Source organism: Pseudoalteromonas sp. SR45-4 (assembly GCF_014163535.1).
GTDB classification, from domain to species: domain Bacteria; phylum Pseudomonadota; class Gammaproteobacteria; order Enterobacterales; family Alteromonadaceae; genus Pseudoalteromonas; species Pseudoalteromonas nigrifaciens.
Window position 1 is genome coordinate 75,366 of the sequence record NZ_JACJDO010000012.1, and the last position, 20,366, is coordinate 95,731.

A 20,366-nucleotide genomic window follows, 5' to 3' on the forward strand; every position below is an offset into this window, starting at 1 on the left:
AAGCTAAACATCCTATATATTGGAGGTTAAAGCTACTACTAAAAAGGCCGCTATTTTATAAATAGCGGCCTTTTTATTTGTAAATTTTAGACATAAAAAAGCCGCTTACTTTTGCAAGTAAGCGGCTTTTAAATTCATTTCAATATTATACTAATTTAGCAAGAATATCGTTAAAGGTAGTGCTTGGACGCATCGCTTTAAAAGCAGCATCGTCGTTAGGCTGGAAGTAACCGCCTAAATCTACCGCTGGGCCTTGCGCGTTGTTTAGCTCACTAACAATTTGTTCTTTGTTAGTTTCAAGGTCGCTAGCAATTTGCGTAAACTGCGCTTTAAGTTCGCTGTCGTCATTTTGCTTAGCAAGCTCTTGTGCCCAAAATAAAGATAAGAAGAAATGAGAACCACGGTTATCAATTTCTTTTACTTTACGTGAAGGCGACTTGTTTTCTGCAAGGAAAGTACCAGTTGCTTTATCTAGGGTGTCAGCAAGTACTTGTGCCTTGTTGTTACCCGTCGTTACGCTTAGGTGCTCAAGCGATGCAGCAAGTGCTAAAAATTCACCTAAAGAATCCCAACGTAAGTGGTTTTCTTTTTCGAATTGTTGCACATGCTTAGGTGCAGAACCACCTGCGCCAGTTTCAAATAAGCCACCACCGTTCATAAGTGGAACAATTGACAGCATTTTAGCACTTGTACCCAACTCTAAAATTGGGAATAAATCTGTAAGGTAATCACGTAAAACGTTACCTGTTACAGAAATAGTGTCTTTACCTTCTTTAATACGCGCTAAAGAGAATAAAGTTGCTTCAAGCGGTGCTAAAATTTGAATATCTAGACCAGCTGTATCGTGATCTGGTAGGTATTTATTTACTTTTTTGATTAGCTGCGCATCATGTGCACGGTTTTCGTCTAACCAGAAAATAGCAGGAACGCCCGTTGCGCGTGCACGGTTTACTGCAAGCTTAACCCAATCTTGGATTGGTGCGTCTTTAACCTGACACATGCGCCAAATATCACCTTGCTCAACGCTGTGCTCAAGTAAAGTAGTACCGTTTGCATCAACAACACGGATAGAACCGTCTGCTTTAGCTTCAAACGTTTTGTCGTGTGAACCGTATTCTTCAGCTTTTTGCGCCATAAGGCCAACGTTTGGAACGCTACCCATAGTTGTTGGATCAAACGCGCCATTTTCTTTACAGAAATCGATAGTTGCTTGGTAAATACCTGAGTAACAACGATCTGGAATTACAAAGCTAGTGTCTTGTAATTTACCATCGTTATTCCACATTTGACCGCTTGAACGAATTGCAGCAGGCATAGACGCATCGATGATCACGTCACTTGGTACGTGTAAGTTTGTAATACCACGGTCAGAATCAACCATAGCAATAGCAGGGCGGTTAGCATAAACAGCTTGAATGTCTGCTTCAATTTCTTCGCGCTTAGCGTCATCTAATGTTTGAATTTTAGAATACACATCGCCTAAACCATTATTAACATCAACACCTAGCTCTTCAAAAAGTTTACAGTGCTTAGTAAATACATCTTTGTAGAATACTTTTACAGCGTGACCAAAAATAATTGGATCAGATACTTTCATCATTGTCGCTTTCATATGCAGCGAGAATAAAACGCCTTTTTCTTTAGCAGCATCAATTTCAGCAGCTAAGAAAGCTTGCAGTTTAGCAGCGCTAATGCTTGATGCATCAATAACTTCGCCAGCTAAAAGCGGTGTGCTTTGTTTAAGCACAGTAACGTCGCCGTTAGTTGCAACATGTTCAATACGCACATCAGTGGCTGTATCAACAGTTACTGATTGCTCAGAACCAAAAAAGTCGCCTTCGCTCATGCTAGCAACGTAAGATTCAGAATCTTTGCTCCACGCACCCATTGAATGCGGGTTGTTACGTGCATATTCTTTTACAGAACCAGGTGCACGACGATCTGAGTTACCTTCACGTAGTACTGGGTTTACTGCACTGCCTTTAATTTTGTCGTACGCAGCTTGAATTGCTTTTTCTTCATCGTTTTTAGGCTCAACAGGGTATTCTGGAAGTGCATAACCTTTAGCTTGAAGCTCTTTAATTACCGCGCGAAGCTGTGGTACAGAGGCGCTGATGTTTGGTAATTTAATAATGTTAGCTTCTGGTGTTTTAGCCAGTTCGCCAAGTTCAGCCAGTGCATCGTTAATACGTTGTTCTGGTGTTAAATAATCAGGGAAGCTTGCAATTACACGACCTGCTAATGAAATATCGCGAGTTTCAACTTCAACACCTGCCGCATTTGTATATGCTTGGATGATAGGTAGCAACGAATAAGTTGCGAGTGCCGGAGCTTCGTCCGTTTTTGTATAGATAATTTTTGATGTCATCATCATTCCTAGATAGTTGGCCATAACGACCATATTCAACAATGCAAAGAAATCATTGCCACCAGTATTGGTAATACATTAAAGCGTTAATAATGGAGCAACGAGCAGTCAGTTAGGTGTTTATTGCCCTATATTTATATAAAGCAAAATAGTCACACCTGACCAGCTAGTACCGTATTTATAACTAAACATTTAATAAAAATAAATTAGCCTTTAGGCTAGCGTTAATACGTTATTTTTAGGGTAAAGAGTGTAACAAGCTTGGTTTAAAAGGGCTAGTTTTTGCAAGCACCATCCAAGTAGTTATACCAATTGAATTAAAAACATTGATCGTTCTAACGGACTAAAGTTTCATAATGGCATTAAAATTTTCATATAAAATAACTATACATTTAAATTTATGCTTAATTATTAAGCTTTTTTACTTGTCGCTATAGTAAATGCCAATTTTATTAAAAATATGAGCATGCTTGCGTATTAAATGACTTATTGGTTACTTTTAAAATAACTAAGGTAAAACAATGGGATACATTGTTTAACCCTATTGTTAAGCCATTTGTTTTGCGCCGAAATTACTCATTAATTTAATGTTATTGGTATGCCCGTGTATTTAATACAAATTGATATTTAACATTCAATACAGAAAATATTGGGGTAGATAAAATAAATTCAAGGAAAAGGGTTGAATTTGCAGATAATGAGGCTATTAATACAGAAGAAGAGATGATAAAAAAGATGTTGAAGGAATTAAGCGAGGATCTAAGCAGGTCACTCGCTTTAGTAGAACAAAATAACAGTCACTCAATAATATCACCGTTAGGCGCTATATTTTTAGCATGTAAGCCTTTAGGGCCTTGTTCTAATTCGAATGTTACATCTTGACCAGCTTTAAGTGTTTTATAGCCGTCCATTACAATTGTTGAGTAATGAGCGAAAATATCATTCTCGCAGCCGTCTTCTACGATGAAACCGAAACCTTTGGCATTATTGAACCATTTGACTTTACCACAAGCCATACTTCTACATCCTTCTATAAGTTCACTAATTTAGTTAATCTAAACTGTATAATTTGCTAGACTGACTAAGGTTTAATCAATCTATGTTTGACTGTAGTTTATTTAGCCAGCCAGTCAAGTGTTTTGATCTATTTATTAACATTTTATTTATTTTTTTATTCAAGTTTGCTTGAGTTACAAAGACAAGACTATATTTAATTATGAGTGGTATGAAAGATTCAGGTGTTATAGACATCGTTCGCGACAAGGAAAAGCAAAAGCTGCAACCACCGCGAAAATATAAAGTTGTTTTAAATAACGACGATTACACGCCAATGGATTTTGTGATTGAGGTCCTGATGACGTTTTTTAATATGGATAGCGATAGAGCAACCGACGTGATGCTGCAAATTCATCAACAAGGGAAGGGGATCTGTGGCGTATTTAGCTCAGATGTAGCCCATACAAAAGCTGAACAAGTTAACCGGTATTCAAGGGATAACGAGCATCCACTGCTATGTAGTTGTGAGCAGGAATAAATACCAAGCGAATGATCTTTCGTTCGATTGTAATGGTATAAATTTATTATCTCTGTAAGGGGTTGCCAATGCTAAATAAAGATTTAGAACTTACTTTGAACAGCGCGTTTCGCGAAGCGCGTACACGTCGTCATGAGTTTATGACGGTAGAACACCTTTTACTTGCGCTTTTGGACAATCCATCTGCTGGGGAAGCGCTAAGTGCCTGTGCAGTAAATGTTGCAGAGTTAAAAACTGAACTACTTGAGTTTATTAACGAAACCACGCCGGTTATTCCAGATTTAGAAGAAGAACGTGAAACTCAGCCAACACTTGGTTTTCAACGTGTATTGCAACGTGCTGTTTTTCATGTGCAATCATCGGGTAAAAACGAAGTGACAGGCGTAAACGTGCTGGTGGCTATTTTTTCTGAACAAGAAAGCCAAGCAGTCTATTTACTTAAAAAACACGACATATCACGTCTCGATATTGTTAATTTTATTTCGCATGGCATTGCCAAAGGCGATGATGAATTAGGCGATGACACCGACGATATTCACGAAGATGTACAAGAAGTGCAAAGCGAAGAAGCAAGCAAGCTCGACAGCTTTACCACTAATTTAAACGTACAAGCGCTCGAAGGCCACATTGACCCATTAATAGGGCGCGATAGTGAAGTAGAGCGTACTGTACAGGTGTTGTGTCGTCGTAAAAAGAACAACCCACTATTAGTAGGCGAAGCAGGTGTTGGTAAAACAGCAATTGCAGAAGGCTTAGCGTATCGTATTGTAAATAAGCAAGTACCCGAAGTAATTGCCGATGCAGTTGTTTACTCGCTTGATATGGGCGCATTATTGGCAGGTACTAAGTACCGTGGCGATTTTGAAAAACGCTTTAAAAGCTTACTAAAAGAGTTGCAAGCACAACCGGGTTCTATTTTATTTATTGATGAAATTCATACCATTATTGGTGCCGGCGCGGCATCGGGTGGAGTTATGGATGCATCAAACTTACTTAAGCCGCTACTCTCTAGTGGGCAATTACGCTGTATGGGTTCGACAACTTATAACGAGTACAAAAATATTTTTGAGAAAGACCGTGCTTTGGTACGTCGCTTTCAAAAAATTGATGTGCTTGAGCCGAGTGTTGCCGATACCACTAAAATATTAAATGGTTTAAAAGAGCGTTACGAAGCGCACCATGGCATTCGTTATACGCAAAAAGCATTAAAAGCAGCGGCAGAGCTAAGTGCAAAATATATTAATGAACGCCATTTGCCCGACAAAGCAATTGACGTAATTGACGAGGCCGGTGCAAGCCAACGTTTACTGCCTAGCTCTAAACGTAAAAAAACCATTGGCGTTGCCGATATAGAAAACATTGTGGCTAAAATGGCGCGTATTCCACCGCAAAGTGTGTCATCTAGCGACAAAGAAACGCTAAAAAACTTAGACCGCAATTTAAAAATGTTGGTGTTTGGGCAAGATCAATCTATTGATGCGCTTACATCAGCTATTCGCTTATCGCGCTCTGGTTTAGCCAACGAAGAAAAACCGGTAGGGTCGTTCTTATTTGCAGGCCCAACAGGGGTAGGCAAAACCGAGGTAACTAAACAGCTAGCTAAATGTATGGGTGTTGAGTTTATTCGCTTTGATATGTCGGAGTACGTAGAGCGCCATGCAATAAGTCGACTAATTGGTGCGCCACCAGGTTATGTTGGTTTTGAGCAAGGTGGGTTACTCACTGAAGCGGTAATTAAAAACCCGCATGCGGTAGTACTGTTAGATGAAATTGAAAAAGCGCATTCAGATATTTACAACATATTGTTGCAAGTAATGGATCACGGTACATTAACTGATAATAACGGCCGCAAAGCCGATTTTAGAAATGTAGTCGTGGTAATGACCACCAATGCGGGCGTGCAAGAAACAACGCGTGCGTCAATTGGTTTTAGCGAGCAAGACCATACGCACGATGCAATGGGTGAAATTAATAAAGTATTTTCACCAGAGTTTAGAAACCGTTTAGATAACATTATTTGGTTTAATCACCTTGATAAAGACGTTATTTTACTTGTGGTTGATAAGTTTATTGTAGAGCTTCAAGCGCAACTGGATAAAAAGTCAGTTAATCTTGAGCTAAGTGCTAAAGCACGGGAATGGTTGGCTGACAAAGGTTACGACAAAGCGATGGGGGCACGTCCTATGGCACGTATTATCCAAGAGCAGCTTAAAAAACCATTAGCCAACGAAATACTCTTTGGTGAACTTGTTGAAGGCGGTACGGTTAAAGTATCGGTTAAAGATAAAAAAATTCGCTTTGATTATCAAAGTGATTTAACACCCGCTTAGTTTAATATGCGCTAAATGAGTTAAATAAAAAGGCCTGCTTTTAAAAAGCAGGCCTTTTTTTGTAATGTTTTATAGACAACAAAAAACCCAGCAAGGCTGGGTTTTTTGTTTATTAAATGTAATTGCTAGTTAATATCCATCAATTACATTTAATAAACGCTTAAAGCTAGTGAAACACTAGCCAAAAACTAAATCTCGTTTACGCACTTACTTAGCGAGCACGGAATACGATACGACCTTTCGATAAATCGTAAGGGGTCATTTCTACCGTTACTTTATCGCCGGTTAAAATACGGATATAGTTTTTGCGCATTTTGCCTGAAATGTGAGCCACAACTACGTGACCATTTTCTAGCTCAACTCGGAACATTGTATTTGGTAAAGTATCAAGGACTGTCCCTTGCATTTCGATTACGTCTTCTTTCGCCATGTTTAGCGTAACACCTCTTTAATAGTTAAACGCTGCAGATTCTGCCCAAAATACGCCAATAAGTAAAGGCGCAGCGGCTATTTTTGCAAATTAAATAGTCAACCACTGGTCTTTGACTTGTTTTTGCGCCGGTAAAAATTGCGTTTTGTAGTTCATTTTAGGACATTCGTCTATTTGGTAGCCCAAGTACACGTAGTGCTTATTTTGTGCTTTAGCAAATATTAGCTGCTGTAAAATCATCACAGTGCCCAAACTATACTGCTCATAGTCGGGGTCAAAAAAAGTATAAATAGCTGAAATAGCCTTGTCCATACAATCAGTTACGGCAACCGCAACTAAATTGTCTTGATCCCAAAGTTCTATAAAAGTGATGTTTAACCAACTGCATAATAAAAAACTCTGAAACTGTGTTTTATCAGGAGGATACATACTACCGTCTTGATGGCGCAAACTAATATATTTACTGTACAGCGCGTAGTATTGCGGGCGCTCTTGGTTAGAATATTTAACTTCAAAGCGTGTTTTTGCTTTGTTTAGTTTACGTTTGTGCGATTTTGTCTCAATAAACTCTTGTGCTAATACACGTACAGAGCTACATGCGCTGCAAGTTGGACAGTGCGGGCAGTAAATTTGGTTACCGCTGCGACGAAAACCTAACGCCAGCAAAGACTCAAATTTATCGCTGCTGTAGCAACTTGGATCAAGAATGACCAATAACTGCTCTTGGCGGTTGGGTAAATAACTACAAGCAAACTCTTGGCTTAAACCAGCGCGTGCAGGAATATGTTCATTCATAAATAGCGTTAAGCTCCTGTGGTATCCACATAGCAGGGTCTACTTTATAATTTTGCGCTGCGTGTAGTTTAGCTAAAAATGCAGGGCGTGGGATCACTGTCGCCCCTAACGACATTAAATAGGGGTTTTCGAGCTGACAATCAATAAAATGCGCGTTATGGCGCTTAAGCCAATTAACCAACGCCCACATAGCCAGCTTAGAGCAGTTTGTTTGATGATGAAACATCGACTCGCCACAAAAAACACCATTTTGCATAATGCCATATAAGCCACCTGCAAGCTCTCCCTCGCGCCACACTTCTACACTATGGGCAATGCCTGCGTTATGGGCGTTAATGTACGCAGTGAGCATATCAGAGATGATCCACGTACCATCGGTATCAATGCGTTGCTCGCAGCATGCTTCAATCACTTCAATAAAGGCATTATTTATAGTAACGGTGACCGGGTGCTTTTTTAAATGCTTGCGCAGGCTTTTACTAATATGAAAATTATCGAGCTCTACAATGCCGCGCTCACTGGGCGACCACCACATTATTGGCTCGTCTTCGCTAAACCACGGAAATATACCATTATTATAAGCGTTACTTAGCCGCGCTAAACTTAAATCGCCACCAATAGCGAGTAAACCGTCGGGGGAGTCGAGAGCGCACTCTATAGGAGGAAATGCTATATCGGTATTACTTAGCTGGTACAGCTGCTTTTTCATACAATACTTCAATAAAAACGAATAACAAAAGTGTAACTATAATTTAGACATAAAAAAAGGCTGATTTATCAGCCTTTTTCACTAAACACTTAACAGCTTATAGATTATCTAAAAAGCGCTCAGCATCTAATGCTGCCATACAACCTGTTCCGGCAGAAGTAATTGCTTGGCGGTAAATATGATCCGACACATCACCAGCGGCAAATACGCCTGGTACGCTAGTTTGTGTAGCGTTGCCATTAAGGCCCGACTCAACAATTATATAGCCGTCTTTCATCTCTAGTTGGCCAACAAACATATCGGTATTTGGCTTATGGCCAATAGCAATAAATACGCCCGCTAGGTCTAATTCTTCAGTTGCATCAGAGTTTGCATCTTTAATACGCACACCGGTAACGCCCATTTGGTCACCTAATACTTCGTCAAGCGTGCGGTTGTAATGCATTACCACATTACCGTTTGCTGCTTTTTCAGCTAGGCGGTCGGCTAATATTTTTTCACTACGGAAACTATCACGACGGTGAATTACATGCACTTCATCGGCAATGTTAGATAAGTAAAGCGCTTCTTCAACAGCTGTGTTACCGCCGCCAACAACCGCTACTTTTTGTCCTTTATAGAAAAAACCATCACAGGTCGCACACGCAGATACGCCACGGCCTTGAAAATTTGTTTCTGACTCTAAGCCTAGGTACTTAGCAGACGCGCCTGTTGCAATGATAAGTGCGTCACAGGTGTAAGTGCCTTGGTCGCCAGTTAAAGTGAAAGGGCGTTTAGACACGTCTACTTTATTTATGTGATCAAATATAATTTCAGTTTCAAAGCGCTCAGCATGCTCTTTCATACGATCCATTAACGCAGGACCAGTTAAGCCATGCGCATCGCCAGGCCAGTTTTCTACTTCGGTAGTGGTGGTTAATTGGCCACCTTGTTGCATACCAGTAATTAATACCGGGTTTAAATTTGCGCGGGCTGCGTAAACTGCGGCAGTGTAACCAGCGGGGCCTGAGCCTAAAATAAGTAACTTACAATGTTTTGCTTCAGTCATGGTTTTTTCCTAAACGTTTAATTCACTCTGTAATGCGCTCGATTCTAAGAAAAACAAGCAGGAAGTAAACAAAATCCGTGATTAATTTTTTTAACAAATTTTAAAGCTGTGCAATATTGTGTACTTAAAATGGAGTAATTTATGTCTAATAAGTAAAATTAGTTCAATAAACAGACTAATACGCAACAAAACTGCGTTAATTCATGACCGGTTTGATTTTTTTTGATATGTTTTACCTAATTTTGATTTGTCACTGAAAGATTATGTGACCTAAGTGAATAGGCAACTATGTTATTTTGGCAGGAAAAACCCGCATTTGGGTTGACTTCAAAAGACCTTAACGTCTTAACCAATGCGCAAGAGTACCGTACGCAATTGCTACGTTTAATTGCCAACGCAAAAAAACGAATTTATATAACCACGCTTTATTTACAAGATGATGAAGCCGGACGTGAAGTTTTAGAGGCACTGCACCAGGTGTCATTAGCTAACCCAGAGCTTGAAATAAAAGTGCTGGTAGATTTTCATCGCGCGCAACGTGGCCTTATTGGTGCCGAAAAATCTGAGGGGAATGCCAGTTTATATTGTGATTACCTCGAAAAGTTTCAATCGAACGTGCAGGTATACGGCGTACCAGTAAAAGCGAAAGAGTTATTTGGCGTATTGCATTTAAAAGGTTTTGTGATTGACGACACCTTGCTTTATAGCGGCGCGAGTATAAATAATGTGTATTTAGAGTATAACGACCGTTATCGCCTCGATCGTTACTTTTTAGTTACGCAAAACGCATTGTGCGATGCTGTAATAGACTTTATTGAAACAACATTACTTAGCTCAAATGCAGTGCCGCGTATTGATAGCCGCCCGCTGCCAAAGCTTAATGACTTTAGATTAGATCAAAAGCAATTAATGCGTGATTTAAAAACAGCAAGGTATAACAGCGCCGAGCTGCATAATACTCAGTCCTTAGGTATTCGTTTGTTTTTAGGATTAGGGCGACGCAATAACGAACTTAATCGTTTAATTAAAACCATGTTTGACGCCACCGAGCAAGAGCTAGTGTTGTACACGCCTTACTTTAATTTTCCGGCGCCATTAATGCGCTCATTACGCCGCTTATTAAAACAAGGTAAGCAAGTCACTATTGTAGTGGGCGATAAAACGGCTAACGACTTTTATGTACCGCCTAGCGAGCCATTTAGTAAAATAGGCGCGTTGCCGTATTTATACGAAACTATTTTGCATAAATTTGTTAAAACGCAAAAACGCCATATTGATAACGGTAATTTAAACGTTTATTTATGGAAGCACAACAGTAATTCGTTTCATTTAAAAGGCATTTGTTCAGACAGAAAAGTACATTTACTCAGTGGTCATAACCTTAACCCGCGGGCGTGGGGACTAGATGTTGAAAATGGTATTTTAATTGAAGATCCACAGCAAACAATAATGCAAGATATTGACAACGAAAAGCAAGAAATTCTGCAGCACTGTCGCCGTTTAACTGGCCCAGATGATTTAGAAACCATGGACGATTATCCGCAAGCGGTTAAAAAGTTACTTGGCCAAGCAAAACGTGTAAAAGTAGATTTTATAATTAAACGTTTTATATAAGTAACCTTATAAAATTTAAAATCTATACAACAAAAAAGCAGCTAATAGCTGCTTTTTTTGTTTGCACTAATGTTTACTCTAAAGCACTCAAGTAAGTTAATGCTTGAGTGCTTTACGCTAAATTAAACGTTTTCTAGCGCAGTACGAGGATCAACATATTCCATGTTAAACGCTTGTGCTACTTCTTTGTAAGTTACTTGGCCTTTTATTACGTTTAAGCCTTTTAAGAAGTGAGCGTCGTCAAGCAATGCCTTTTTATAACCTTTGTTTGCAAGGTTAATAATAAACGGCAAGGTTGCATTGTTAAGTGCAAACGTAGAAGTACGTGGCACAGCGCCCGGCATATTAGCAACACAATAGTGAACAACGTCATCAACAATGAACGTAGGATCTGCATGGGTAGTTGCTTTAGAGGTAGCAATACAGCCACCTTGGTCAATGGCAACGTCAACAATTGCAGAGCCTGGTTTCATGGCTTTAATGTGCGCAGCAGTTACTAGTTTAGGTGCAGCTGCACCTGGAATAAGTACACCACCAATTACTAAATCGGCCTCTAGTACGTGTTTTTCAAGTGCGTCGGCAGTTGAGTAAATAGCGCGTACTTTGTTGCCAAACTGTGCGTCTAGTGCGCGTAATACGTCAATGTTACGATCAAGTATTACTACGTTTGCACCTAAACCAACCGCCATAAGTGCAGCGCTACGGCCAACCATACCGCCGCCAATAATAACTACTTTAGCTGGCTCAACGCCCGGTACGCCACCAAGTAACATACCACTGCCTTTATTTATTTTTTCAAGCGCTTGTGCGCCCGCTTGAATAGACATACGACCTGCTACTTCACTCATAGGTGCTAATAGAGGAAGGCCACCGCGAGAGTCTGTGACTGTTTCGTATGCAATACAAATTGCTTTGCTTTTAACTAGGTCTTCAGTTTGTGGTAAATCAGGGGCAAGGTGTAAGTAAGTGAAAAGAATTTGATCTTCGCGCAGCATGGCACGCTCAATTGCTTGTGGCTCTTTTACTTTAATTATCATCTCGGCTTTTGCGAATACATCAGCAGGTGTTGCTAAAATTTCAGCACCGGCTTGTACGTAATCGTCGTTAGTAAAGCCAATGCCCATACCCGCATCTGTTTCCACTAATACTTGGTGGCCGTGATTAACGAGCTCACGAACACTAGCAGGAACCATACCTACGCGGTATTCATGGTTTTTAATTTCTTTAGGTACACCTATAATCATAATTTTGCCTTGTTAGAACGGGATAAGTTTTTTCACTATTATATTCATGAGTTGCTAGTGTGTCTTACCTTTTTTTTAACATATTATAGTGATAATATCTGTTTTTGGCTTTTAAACAGAATAATAAACTAGGTGAGTATGCATACACTATTAGATAGAATAGATCGCAAAATATTAGTGGAATTACAACAGGATGGGCGGTTATCTAATGTGGAACTGGCCCGACGAGTTGGCTTAAGTGCGACACCTTGTTTAGAGCGTGTAAAAAAGTTGGAGCGAGAAGGTTATATACTTGGTTACAAGGCTGTGGTTGATCCGGCTAAGCTTGGCCAAGGTTTATCGGTATACGTTGAGGTAACTATTACTAAAACATCGGCAGATGTATTTGACGAATTTAGTGCTGCAGTTAAAAAGCATAACGAAATAATAGAGTGCCATTTAGTATCGGGTAATTTTGACTTTTTACTTAAAACGCGGGTAAACGACATGTCAGAATATCGAGGAGTACTGGGCGATATACTCTTAAAGTTACCCAATGTTAGCGAAAGTCGTACTTATGTAGTAATGGAAGAAGTAAAAGGCGAGGAAGGCGTAATTATTCGCCCCTATGTTGCTTAAGCTGATTTACAATATGTGTGTTATTTATAGGCTAATATAGTAATTTATAATTAGTTTCGCATAATATAAGTTTAAATTATAAAAACTTGTTCATAATCAGGCCATCAAGGTTAAGATAAAGTGCAACAAAATACATTTCCTGCTAAGGTATTCCACTGCTAAGTGAGTGTAAAAATAATAAAGAGGAATAGGGAATTATGCGCCTAAACGGTGTGCAAAGGCTATTAGAAACAGGGCTGATAATCAGCACTTTTACAGCAATATTTATTTTATGTGCCTTAATCAGCTTTGATCCGGCGGATGCTGCATGGTCGCAAACTAGCTTTAGCGAAGTAAAAAACATTACTGGCGCTGCGGGTGCATGGATTGCTGACATATTATTACTCACTTTTGGCTGGTTGGCTTATTTAGTACCGGCCGCAATTCAGATATTTGGTTATTTATTATTTAAACAACCGCACCGAATTTTACAACTCGACTACACCACCTTAGCATTGCGTGTTATTGGTTTTGCTTTATTTATTACCTCAGCTACCGCTATTAGCAGCATTAATTTTGATGACATTTATAACTTTTCATCAGGCGGGGTAGTGGGCGATGTGATTGAATCGGCAATGATGCCAGCATTTAACTTTACCGGTACTTCAATACTATTATTGTGCTTCTTTTTTGCCGGTTTAACATTATTAACGGGCGTTTCGTGGGTAGATTTTGTTGATTATTTAGGTGATTTAATCGTACGTTTTTATCGTTACATTAGCAATTATGTAAAAGGCTGGTTAAACCGAGAGCGTTTAGCAGGTAATGATAATCAGCAAATAGACGCACAATTTGAACCAGACACCAACGAGCAAGCCGATGAAACAAATACCAAAAAAGTAAATAAACAAAAATCAATTAACAAACCGCAAACGCCATTTAATGAGCCGCAAATTAGCGACGAATTTATGCCGTTTGACGAGCTAGACGACATTCTCGATCAAGAAATTGGCTTTAGCGCCATAGATGACGATCCAATGGATACAGAAGCTGCACTTAATGCACTTGATCAGAGCCCAGTAGTAGAGCCAGAAAAGCCTGTAACTACGGTAGTATCGCCAGCAAGGCCAATGAACAAGCCAAAAGCTGCGTATCAGCCGCCGCCAACAGCCAAAGAAAAATTTGAACAATTACTTAATCAAGAGCCGCCACTAGGGCCATTACCATCGCTTGATTTACTCGACAGACCCGACAAAGCTAAAAACCCTATTTCGCAAGAAGAGCTCGATACAGTATCGCGACTAGTAGAGACAAAACTGCTCGACTTTAACGTACAAGCAAAGGTTGTAGCAGTATACCCAGGGCCAGTTGTTACACGCTTTGAGCTAGATTTGGCACCCGGTATAAAGGTGTCTAAAATTACCGGTTTAGCAAAAGATTTAGCCCGTTCGCTTTCGGCAATTAGTGTACGTGTGGTTGAGGTTATTCCGGGTAAAACCTATGTAGGCATAGAGCTGCCTAACAAGTATCGCGAAATAGTGCGTTTATCAGAAGTAATAAACGCCCCTAAATTTGAGCAAAACCCATCGCCACTCACTATGGTATTAGGTAAAGATATTGCTGGGGAGCCGGTATGTGCCGACCTTGGTAAAATGCCACATTTACTGGTAGCCGGTACTACAGGCTCGGGTAAATCAGTGGGCGTTAATGTGATGATAGTAAGCTTACTGTACAAATCGGGGCCTGATGATGTACGTATGATCATGATTGACCCTAAAATGCTTGAACTTTCGGTATACGAAGGTATTCCGCATTTATTGTGTGAAGTAGTTACCGACATGAAAGAAGCTGCTAATGCACTGCGTTGGTGTGTAGGCGAAATGGAGCGTCGTTATAAGCTAATGTCGGCTTTGGGTGTACGTAACTTAAAAGGTTACAACCAAAAAGTGCTTGAAGCCAAAGACGCGGGCTATCCAATAATGGACCCATTATTTAAAGACACCGATGGCATGAAAGATGGCCCAGATGAGCTTGGAAAACTACCTAGTATAGTGGTAGTAATTGACGAATTTGCCGACATGATGATGATTGTAGGTAAAAAGGTAGAAGAGCTAATTGCCCGTATTGCGCAAAAAGCACGTGCCGCAGGTATTCATTTAATACTGGCAACACAGCGCCCATCGGTAGACGTAATTACCGGTTTAATTAAAGCAAATATACCAACGCGTATGGCGTTTCAGGTATCGAGTAAAATAGATTCGCGCACTATACTTGACCAACAAGGTGCCGAAAATTTACTAGGTATGGGTGATATGTTGTATTTACCGCCAGGTACAAGTGTTCCTGAGCGTGTGCATGGCGCGTTTGTAGACGACCACGAAGTACACGCAGTAGTAAACGACTGGAAAGCCCGTGCTAAACCAAATTACATAGACGAAATACTTAATGGCGACGCGAACGAGGATATTTTATTACCGGGTGAAGCCAGCGAAAACGCAGATGAAGAAAACGATCCGCTATACGACGAAGCCGTGTCGTTTGTAATTGAAACCGGTAAAGTATCGGTGTCGTCTGTGCAACGTAAATTACGTGTTGGCTATAACCGCGCAGCACGCTTAGTAGAACAAATGGAAACATCGGGTATCGTGAGTTCAGCTGGCCACAATGGCGCTCGCGATGTATTAGTACCTAATGGAGCAAATTAATGAAAAAACTTAACACCTTATTATTAGTACTTGGCAGCTTAGTTGCTACGCCAAGCTTTGCAGACGACAGCCAAGCATTACAAGATCAACTCGCATCGCTAAAAAGCTTTAAAGCGCAGTTCTCGCAAAAAGTAACAGACAAACAAGGCCAAGCAGTAATGCAAGGCGAGGGCACGATTGCCCTGCAACAACCTATGATGATCCGCTGGCAGCAAACCAATCCAGACGATACATTATTTGTATCTAATGGGGATAAAACATATTACTTCGACAGCTTTGCCGAGCAAGTAACTATTATGCAAACTAGCAGCCTTATAGATTCAACGCCGTTTGTGTTACTTACCTCAAAAGACCCAGCGCAGTGGGAAAAATACAGCGTACTGGCTACAAATAGCGGCTTTAGCGTAACGCCAAACAAAGGCGTAGAAAGCCAAGTGGAGCAGCTAGATATAACCTTTGCTGGTAACGAGCAAGGTTTGGCTAAATTAGTGGTAACCGATAATTCAGGGCAGTTATCGTCGTTTACTTTTAATGATGCACAAGTTAATACGCCGCTTGATAAAAGCACCTTTGAATTTACGCCCCCTGAAGGTGTTGAAATAGACGATCAGAGTAACGGTGAGTAACTTAGGATTTAACTTTGGGCCCGATGTACGCCCACTCGCAGCGCGTATGCGCCCAACAACGCTTGATGAATACATTGGTCAGCAGCACTTACTCAGCGCCGATAAACCACTGCATCAGGCAATTGTTGCAGGGCGCTGCCATAGTTTAATATTGTGGGGCCCGCCGGGCGTAGGTAAAACAACGCTCGCGCAAATAATAGCTAATCATGCCGATGCTGCGCTTATTCAAATGTCGGCAGTTACTGCAGGCGTTAAAGACATTCGCGACAGCGTTACGCAGGCGCGCGAAAACCTACAAAGCCGTGGCCAACGCACCTTAATGTTTGTTGACGAAGTTCACCGTTTTAATAAATCTCAACAAGATGCATTTTTACCGCACATAGAAGACGGCACCTTTATATTTGTAGGTGCAACCACCGAAAATCCCTCGTTTGCACTTAACAACGCTATTTTGTCGCGGGCGCGGGTGTATGTTTTAAAATCGCTTGCCGATACCGACCTATACACAGTAATAGATCGTGCACTCAAACAAGACGAACAATTAAGCCAAAAGCACATAGTAATTGCCGACAACGCAAAAAAAGCACTGTGCCAAGCAAGTGGTGGCGATGCGCGCAAAGTACTTAACTTACTTGAGCAAGCGGTTGATTTAACCACAGAGCAAAACGGCCAATACAAGGTAGACGAGCACGTACTTAGCCAAGTGCTGCCCACACATTTAGCTAAATACGACAAAGGCGGCGATGAATTTTACGATTTAATATCGGCCTTTCATAAATCAGTACGTGGCAGCTCTCCCGATGGCGCGCTGTATTGGTATTGCCGTATTTTAGCCGGTGGGGGTGACCCTTTATATGTAGCTAGGCGCTTACTTGCCATTGCCACAGAAGACATAGGCAACGCCGATCCGCGCGCTATGGAAGTGGCGCTAAACGCATGGGATATTTTTCAGCGAGTTGGCCCAAGCGAGGGCGAACGCGCAATTGCCCAAGCCACACTTTATTTAGCCAGCGCACCTAAAAGTAATGCGGTGTATATGGCGTTTAATCAAGCCAAGGCCGATGCCCAAAACGAGCCAAGTTACCCCGTGCCAGAGCATTTACGCAATGCGCCAACCAACTTAATGAAAGACTTAGGGTATGGCGCTGAGTATCGTTATGCGCACAACGAAGAAGGTGCATTTGCAGCCGGAGAGAAGTATTTACCACCAGAAATGCAAGGTAGGGAGTATTACTTACCGAGCGATCGTGGCCTTGAGCAAAAAATTAAGCAAAAGCTCGATTACCTAAAAGAGCGCGACGCGCAAAGCCCACTTAAACGATACGAAAATGATTAAACTTTATATGATGATCGCCCTTGGCGGAGCCTCAGGAGCGTGTTTACGGTTTTTTATTAGCGAAAGCATGCTAAAACTCCTCGGTAGGGGATTCCCTTTTGGCACGTTGGCGGTTAATATTCTGGGTTCATTGTTGATGGGCATTTTGTACGGTTTACTAGATAAAGATATAATCGCCGAAAGCCCTGCTAAAGCCCTGATCGGGGTTGGCTTTTTAGGTGCGTTAACCACCTTTTCAACATTTTCAATGGATTCGCTGTTGTTATTACAACAAGGTCACTTTATTAAAATGGCCCTCAATATCATCTTAAACGTGATGGTGTGTATTTTTATGGCTTGGCTGGGCCTTCAGCTAGTAATGCAAAAAGGTTAAAAACTAACATGTTAGATTCTAAATTTTTACGTCAAGATATCGAACAAACTGCAGCACGCTTAGCGGCTCGCGGTTACGAACTCGATGTAGCGACGGTCACGGCACTTGAAGAAAAACGCAAAACATTACAAGTAAAAACGCAAGAACTTCAAAGTCAGCGTAATGCAAGCGCAAAAGCAATTGGCCAAGCTAAAGCCAAAGGCGAAGACGCTCAACCGCTACTAGATGCAGTTGCTAACTTAGGTAGCGAGCTAGACGCAGCAAAAGCGCAGCAAGATGTAGTATTAGCCGCAATTAACGACATTGCCTTAGCAATTCCAAACTTGCCAGACGAATCAGTACCTGCAGGTAAAGACGAAGACGACAACGTTGAAATACTAACGTGGGGCACACCTAAAAAGTTTGATTTTGACGTGAAAGATCACGTTGATGTAGGCCAAGACTTAAACGGCTTAGACTTTGAAATGGGCGTTAAAATTAGTGGCGCACGCTTTACTGTAATGCGCGGCCAAGTAGCGCGTATGCATCGTGCATTAACGCAATACATGCTAGACACCCACACAGACAAAAACGGTTACACAGAAATGTACGTACCGTACCTAGTAAATAGCGCAAGTCTATACGGTACTAGCCAATTACCTAAGTTTGCGGGCGATTTATTCCACACGCTAGGCCTTGTAAACGACGATGGCGAACAACAATCAGGCTTTAGCTTAATCCCTACAGCAGAAGTACCACTTACTAACAGCGCCCGCGATGAAATTTACGACGAAAGCGATTTGCCAATTCGTTTAACCGCGCACACGCCATGTTTTAGAAGTGAAGCCGGCAGCTATGGTCGCGACACTCGCGGCTTAATTCGCCAGCACCAGTTTGATAAAGTAGAACTGGTACAGCTGGTAAAACCAGAAGACTCAATGGCAACGCTTGAAGAGTTAACAGGTCATGCGGAGCAAATACTACAAGAGCTTGAACTACCGTACCGTAAAGTAATTTTATGTATGGGTGATATGGGCTTTGGCTCAGCTAAAACCTACGACTTAGAAGTATGGTTACCAGCGCAAAACACCTACCGCGAAATTTCATCATGTTCAAATATGGTAGATTTTCAGGCGCGTCGTATGCAAGCACGTTTTCGCCGCGAAGGGGCTAAAAAGCCAGAGTTACTACATACACTAAATGGCTCAGGTTTAGCCGTTGGCCGTACACTCGTAGCCATACTAGAAAACTACCAACAAGCCGATGGCTCAGTAGTAGTACCAGAAGTATTACGCCCATATATGGGCGGCCTTGAAGTGATTGGTAAGCAATAAAATAAAACTTAAGCTTTAAGTCAGGTTTTAGGCTTATGAGCTTAAAAAGAAAGCCGCTGTTAATTACAAACAGCGGCTTTTTTATTATAGGTTAAAAGTAAAAAGGTTCAGCTAATATGTAGGGCGTGCTTTAGCGCGTTACAGTTATTTGCCAAAGTTATGCGCTGTCCTTTTTATATGTTACGACTTTTTATCTGTTATGGAGTCAGGTGAATGAGCAGTGGCAACTGTATTGCCTTGTTCATAATATAGAAAAGCTGCAAACACGATGCATTAAGGTGGGTAAGGCCTTTTAACCTCAATAAAGCCACTTAAACACCAGTAATTCCTTCCAAAATGCCAATTAAAACAACATCAAACTCGCACTTTATATTTTGCATAAAATACAATAATCGATTGAACCAAAATTGGAACTCAGCTATGGTTTGTTTATCAATAAAAAAAATAAAAAACGAGTTAATCTACAGCCTCGTTAGCAGTTTAAGGATAGTTATGAGTAAACGGAGAAATGAGAGAAGCTTAATTCCTTTGATGACAGTAATTGGACTTGTAAGCGCTCCATTAATTTACATACTGGGAATAGTTACAGGTAGTCAAATTCAATTATCTGCGATTTTAACAGCTGATTCGCTATCTTCTTGGGTTGCTGCTTTAGCTACAGTTGCAATAGCTGTTTTAACGTTTATTTTAGCTAAAGAAACTTGGTACTTAAGAGAAGCTCAAATAGAGCAAGTCAATTCCCTTAGAAAAGAAAATATTAGACCTGCCGTGTCAGTCACACTTAAAAATAGTGATATAGCGTTTAATTTAATGATGGTCAATTTAAGCAACTTAGGAAAAGGTATTGCCAGAAATGTCAGTTTCAAATTTGTCGATCAAAGTGGTGCGGAAATTTCTGAAGGTGAAAATGTAATAGTAGATCTTTTCTTAAAGCTTCATGTTTTTTCCAACGGTATGCACTCTTTAGGCATTAACCAAAACGTAGATAGCTTTTTGTTCAGTTTTTATGATCTAAAGGGAAAATTGAAAGGCGATGATATGTTCACTCCTTTTTTCACAATAATTGTTTCTTACTCTGACGTAGAGGATAATATTTATTCTAATGAGTTAACCATCGACTTTGCTGAATTAAAAGGAATAACTGAAATTGGTGGTGGTGATCCACTCCATAAAATGGCAGGCGATTTAAAGAAACTCAGAGAACAAATTGAAAGAATGACTAGGGCGTGTTGATCTTTGTGGTATGAAAAACAAACAGCATGAAGATAAGGTATAATTGAATTCGCCAGAAAACTTTACACCGAACCTACATGCCAAGATTAATGTTAACAGACGGGACATGGA

The 20,366-nt window shown here is 40.7% G+C and carries 17 protein-coding genes; 10 read left to right on the forward strand and 7 right to left on the reverse strand.

The window, feature by feature from the left end:
- Window positions 1-145: 145 nt before the first annotated feature.
- Together H5058_RS07485 and cspD are read right to left on the reverse strand one after the other, a co-directional pair.
- Complete coding sequence (locus tag H5058_RS07485) at window positions 146-2,368, reverse strand: NADP-dependent isocitrate dehydrogenase (protein ID WP_182677551.1); 2,223 nt, start codon at window positions 2,366-2,368, stop codon at window positions 146-148.
- A 797-nt stretch (window positions 2,369-3,165) separates the two neighbouring features.
- Window positions 3,166-3,384, reverse strand: a complete 219-nt coding sequence (gene cspD, locus H5058_RS07490; RefSeq protein ID WP_011328402.1) for a cold shock domain-containing protein CspD — start codon at window positions 3,382-3,384, stop codon at window positions 3,166-3,168.
- Between the two features lie 209 nt (window positions 3,385-3,593).
- Here cspD and clpS point away from each other — a divergent pair, with 209 nt between their 5' ends.
- A complete protein-coding gene (gene clpS, locus H5058_RS07495) occupies window positions 3,594-3,902 on the forward strand; it encodes an ATP-dependent Clp protease adapter ClpS (protein WP_011328401.1) in 309 nt (102 codons plus the stop codon).
- 68 nt (window positions 3,903-3,970) lie between these two features.
- The gene (clpA, locus tag H5058_RS07500; RefSeq protein ID WP_011328400.1) at window positions 3,971-6,232 is read left to right on the forward strand and encodes an ATP-dependent Clp protease ATP-binding subunit ClpA; all 2,262 of its coding nucleotides are present in this window, start codon (window positions 3,971-3,973) and stop codon (window positions 6,230-6,232) included.
- A 211-nt stretch (window positions 6,233-6,443) separates the two neighbouring features.
- On the opposite strand, the gene infA is transcribed toward clpA, so the two are convergent.
- From infA to trxB, 4 genes are all read right to left on the reverse strand, one after another.
- Complete coding sequence (gene infA / locus H5058_RS07505; protein ID WP_002962494.1) at window positions 6,444-6,662, reverse strand: translation initiation factor IF-1; 219 nt, start codon at window positions 6,660-6,662, stop codon at window positions 6,444-6,446.
- Window positions 6,663-6,752: 90 nt separating this feature from the next.
- A complete protein-coding gene (locus tag H5058_RS07510) occupies window positions 6,753-7,457 on the reverse strand; it encodes an arginyltransferase (protein WP_182677537.1) in 705 nt (234 codons plus the stop codon).
- Window positions 7,450-8,166, reverse strand: coding sequence for a leucyl/phenylalanyl-tRNA--protein transferase (gene aat / locus H5058_RS07515; RefSeq protein ID WP_182677539.1), 717 nt, complete (start codon window positions 8,164-8,166; stop codon window positions 7,450-7,452). Before aat ends, H5058_RS07510 begins: the two co-directional genes overlap by 8 nt.
- 97 nt (window positions 8,167-8,263) lie before the next feature.
- Entirely contained in the window at window positions 8,264-9,214 is a 951-nt protein-coding gene (gene trxB / locus H5058_RS07520; protein ID WP_011328397.1) for a thioredoxin-disulfide reductase, read from the reverse strand.
- A 288-nt stretch (window positions 9,215-9,502) separates the two neighbouring features.
- On the opposite strand from trxB, the gene pssA reads away from it, so the two are divergent.
- Window positions 9,503-10,828, forward strand: coding sequence for a CDP-diacylglycerol--serine O-phosphatidyltransferase (pssA, locus tag H5058_RS07525; protein ID WP_182677541.1), 1,326 nt, complete (start codon window positions 9,503-9,505; stop codon window positions 10,826-10,828).
- Between the two features lie 122 nt (window positions 10,829-10,950).
- On the opposite strand, the gene ald is transcribed toward pssA, so the two are convergent.
- Entirely contained in the window at window positions 10,951-12,072 is a 1,122-nt protein-coding gene (ald, locus tag H5058_RS07530) for an alanine dehydrogenase (protein WP_011328395.1), read from the reverse strand.
- Between the two features lie 138 nt (window positions 12,073-12,210).
- Between ald and lrp the strand changes: the two genes are divergently transcribed.
- The 7 genes from lrp to H5058_RS07565 all read left to right on the forward strand — a co-directional run bounded on the left by lrp (window position 12,211) and on the right by H5058_RS07565 (window position 20,255).
- Window positions 12,211-12,690 carry a leucine-responsive transcriptional regulator Lrp gene (gene lrp, locus H5058_RS07535; RefSeq protein ID WP_011328394.1) on the forward strand — a complete coding sequence of 160 codons (480 nt, stop codon included), beginning with the start codon at window positions 12,211-12,213 and terminating at the stop codon, window positions 12,688-12,690.
- 197 nt (window positions 12,691-12,887) lie between these two features.
- Window positions 12,888-15,374: a DNA translocase FtsK gene (locus H5058_RS07540; RefSeq protein WP_182677543.1), complete on the forward strand. Its 2,487-nt coding sequence runs from the start codon at window positions 12,888-12,890 to the stop codon at window positions 15,372-15,374.
- Window positions 15,374-16,000 (forward strand): outer membrane lipoprotein chaperone LolA, encoded by a 627-nt coding sequence (lolA, locus tag H5058_RS07545; RefSeq protein ID WP_086998676.1) that lies wholly within the window; start codon window positions 15,374-15,376, stop codon window positions 15,998-16,000. The genes H5058_RS07540 and lolA overlap by 1 nt, the downstream gene beginning before the upstream one ends.
- Entirely contained in the window at window positions 15,993-17,336 is a 1,344-nt protein-coding gene (locus H5058_RS07550; protein ID WP_086998673.1) for a replication-associated recombination protein A, read from the forward strand. Before lolA ends, H5058_RS07550 begins: the two co-directional genes overlap by 8 nt.
- Window positions 17,329-17,709, forward strand: a complete 381-nt coding sequence (gene crcB, locus H5058_RS07555) for a fluoride efflux transporter CrcB (protein ID WP_041454454.1) — start codon at window positions 17,329-17,331, stop codon at window positions 17,707-17,709. Before H5058_RS07550 ends, crcB begins: the two co-directional genes overlap by 8 nt.
- An 8-nt stretch (window positions 17,710-17,717) precedes the next feature.
- Window positions 17,718-19,022 (forward strand): serine--tRNA ligase, encoded by a 1,305-nt coding sequence (serS, locus tag H5058_RS07560; RefSeq protein WP_058373536.1) that lies wholly within the window; start codon window positions 17,718-17,720, stop codon window positions 19,020-19,022.
- Between the two features lie 492 nt (window positions 19,023-19,514).
- Window positions 19,515-20,255 carry a hypothetical protein gene (locus tag H5058_RS07565; protein ID WP_182677545.1) on the forward strand — a complete coding sequence of 247 codons (741 nt, stop codon included), beginning with the start codon at window positions 19,515-19,517 and terminating at the stop codon, window positions 20,253-20,255.
- Window positions 20,256-20,366: the final 111 nt, after the last annotated feature.

What these genes read in the sequence shown, in the direction of transcription:
- trxB (WP_011328397.1), bottom strand. Translation starts at nt 9,214, where the DNA reads ATGACTGAAGCAAAACATTGTAAGTTACTTATTTTAGGCTCAGGCCCC.
- lrp (WP_011328394.1), top strand. Translation starts at nt 12,211, where the DNA reads ATGCATACACTATTAGATAGAATAGATCGCAAAATATTAGTGGAATTA.
- clpA (WP_011328400.1), top strand. Translation starts at nt 3,971, where the DNA reads ATGCTAAATAAAGATTTAGAACTTACTTTGAACAGCGCGTTTCGCGAA.
- lolA (WP_086998676.1), top strand. Translation starts at nt 15,374, where the DNA reads ATGAAAAAACTTAACACCTTATTATTAGTACTTGGCAGCTTAGTTGCT.
- infA (WP_002962494.1), bottom strand. Translation starts at nt 6,662, where the DNA reads ATGGCGAAAGAAGACGTAATCGAAATGCAAGGGACAGTCCTTGATACT.
- cspD (WP_011328402.1), bottom strand. Translation starts at nt 3,384, where the DNA reads ATGGCTTGTGGTAAAGTCAAATGGTTCAATAATGCCAAAGGTTTCGGT.
- ald (WP_011328395.1), bottom strand. Translation starts at nt 12,072, where the DNA reads ATGATTATAGGTGTACCTAAAGAAATTAAAAACCATGAATACCGCGTA.
- pssA (WP_182677541.1), top strand. Translation starts at nt 9,503, where the DNA reads ATGTTATTTTGGCAGGAAAAACCCGCATTTGGGTTGACTTCAAAAGAC.
- H5058_RS07485 (WP_182677551.1), bottom strand. Translation starts at nt 2,368, where the DNA reads ATGACATCAAAAATTATCTATACAAAAACGGACGAAGCTCCGGCACTC.
- serS (WP_058373536.1), top strand. Translation starts at nt 17,718, where the DNA reads ATGTTAGATTCTAAATTTTTACGTCAAGATATCGAACAAACTGCAGCA.
- crcB (WP_041454454.1), top strand. Translation starts at nt 17,329, where the DNA reads ATGATTAAACTTTATATGATGATCGCCCTTGGCGGAGCCTCAGGAGCG.
- H5058_RS07510 (WP_182677537.1), bottom strand. Translation starts at nt 7,457, where the DNA reads ATGAATGAACATATTCCTGCACGCGCTGGTTTAAGCCAAGAGTTTGCT.
- H5058_RS07565 (WP_182677545.1), top strand. Translation starts at nt 19,515, where the DNA reads ATGAGTAAACGGAGAAATGAGAGAAGCTTAATTCCTTTGATGACAGTA.
- H5058_RS07540 (WP_182677543.1), top strand. Translation starts at nt 12,888, where the DNA reads ATGCGCCTAAACGGTGTGCAAAGGCTATTAGAAACAGGGCTGATAATC.
- clpS (WP_011328401.1), top strand. Translation starts at nt 3,594, where the DNA reads ATGAAAGATTCAGGTGTTATAGACATCGTTCGCGACAAGGAAAAGCAA.
- aat (WP_182677539.1), bottom strand. Translation starts at nt 8,166, where the DNA reads ATGAAAAAGCAGCTGTACCAGCTAAGTAATACCGATATAGCATTTCCT.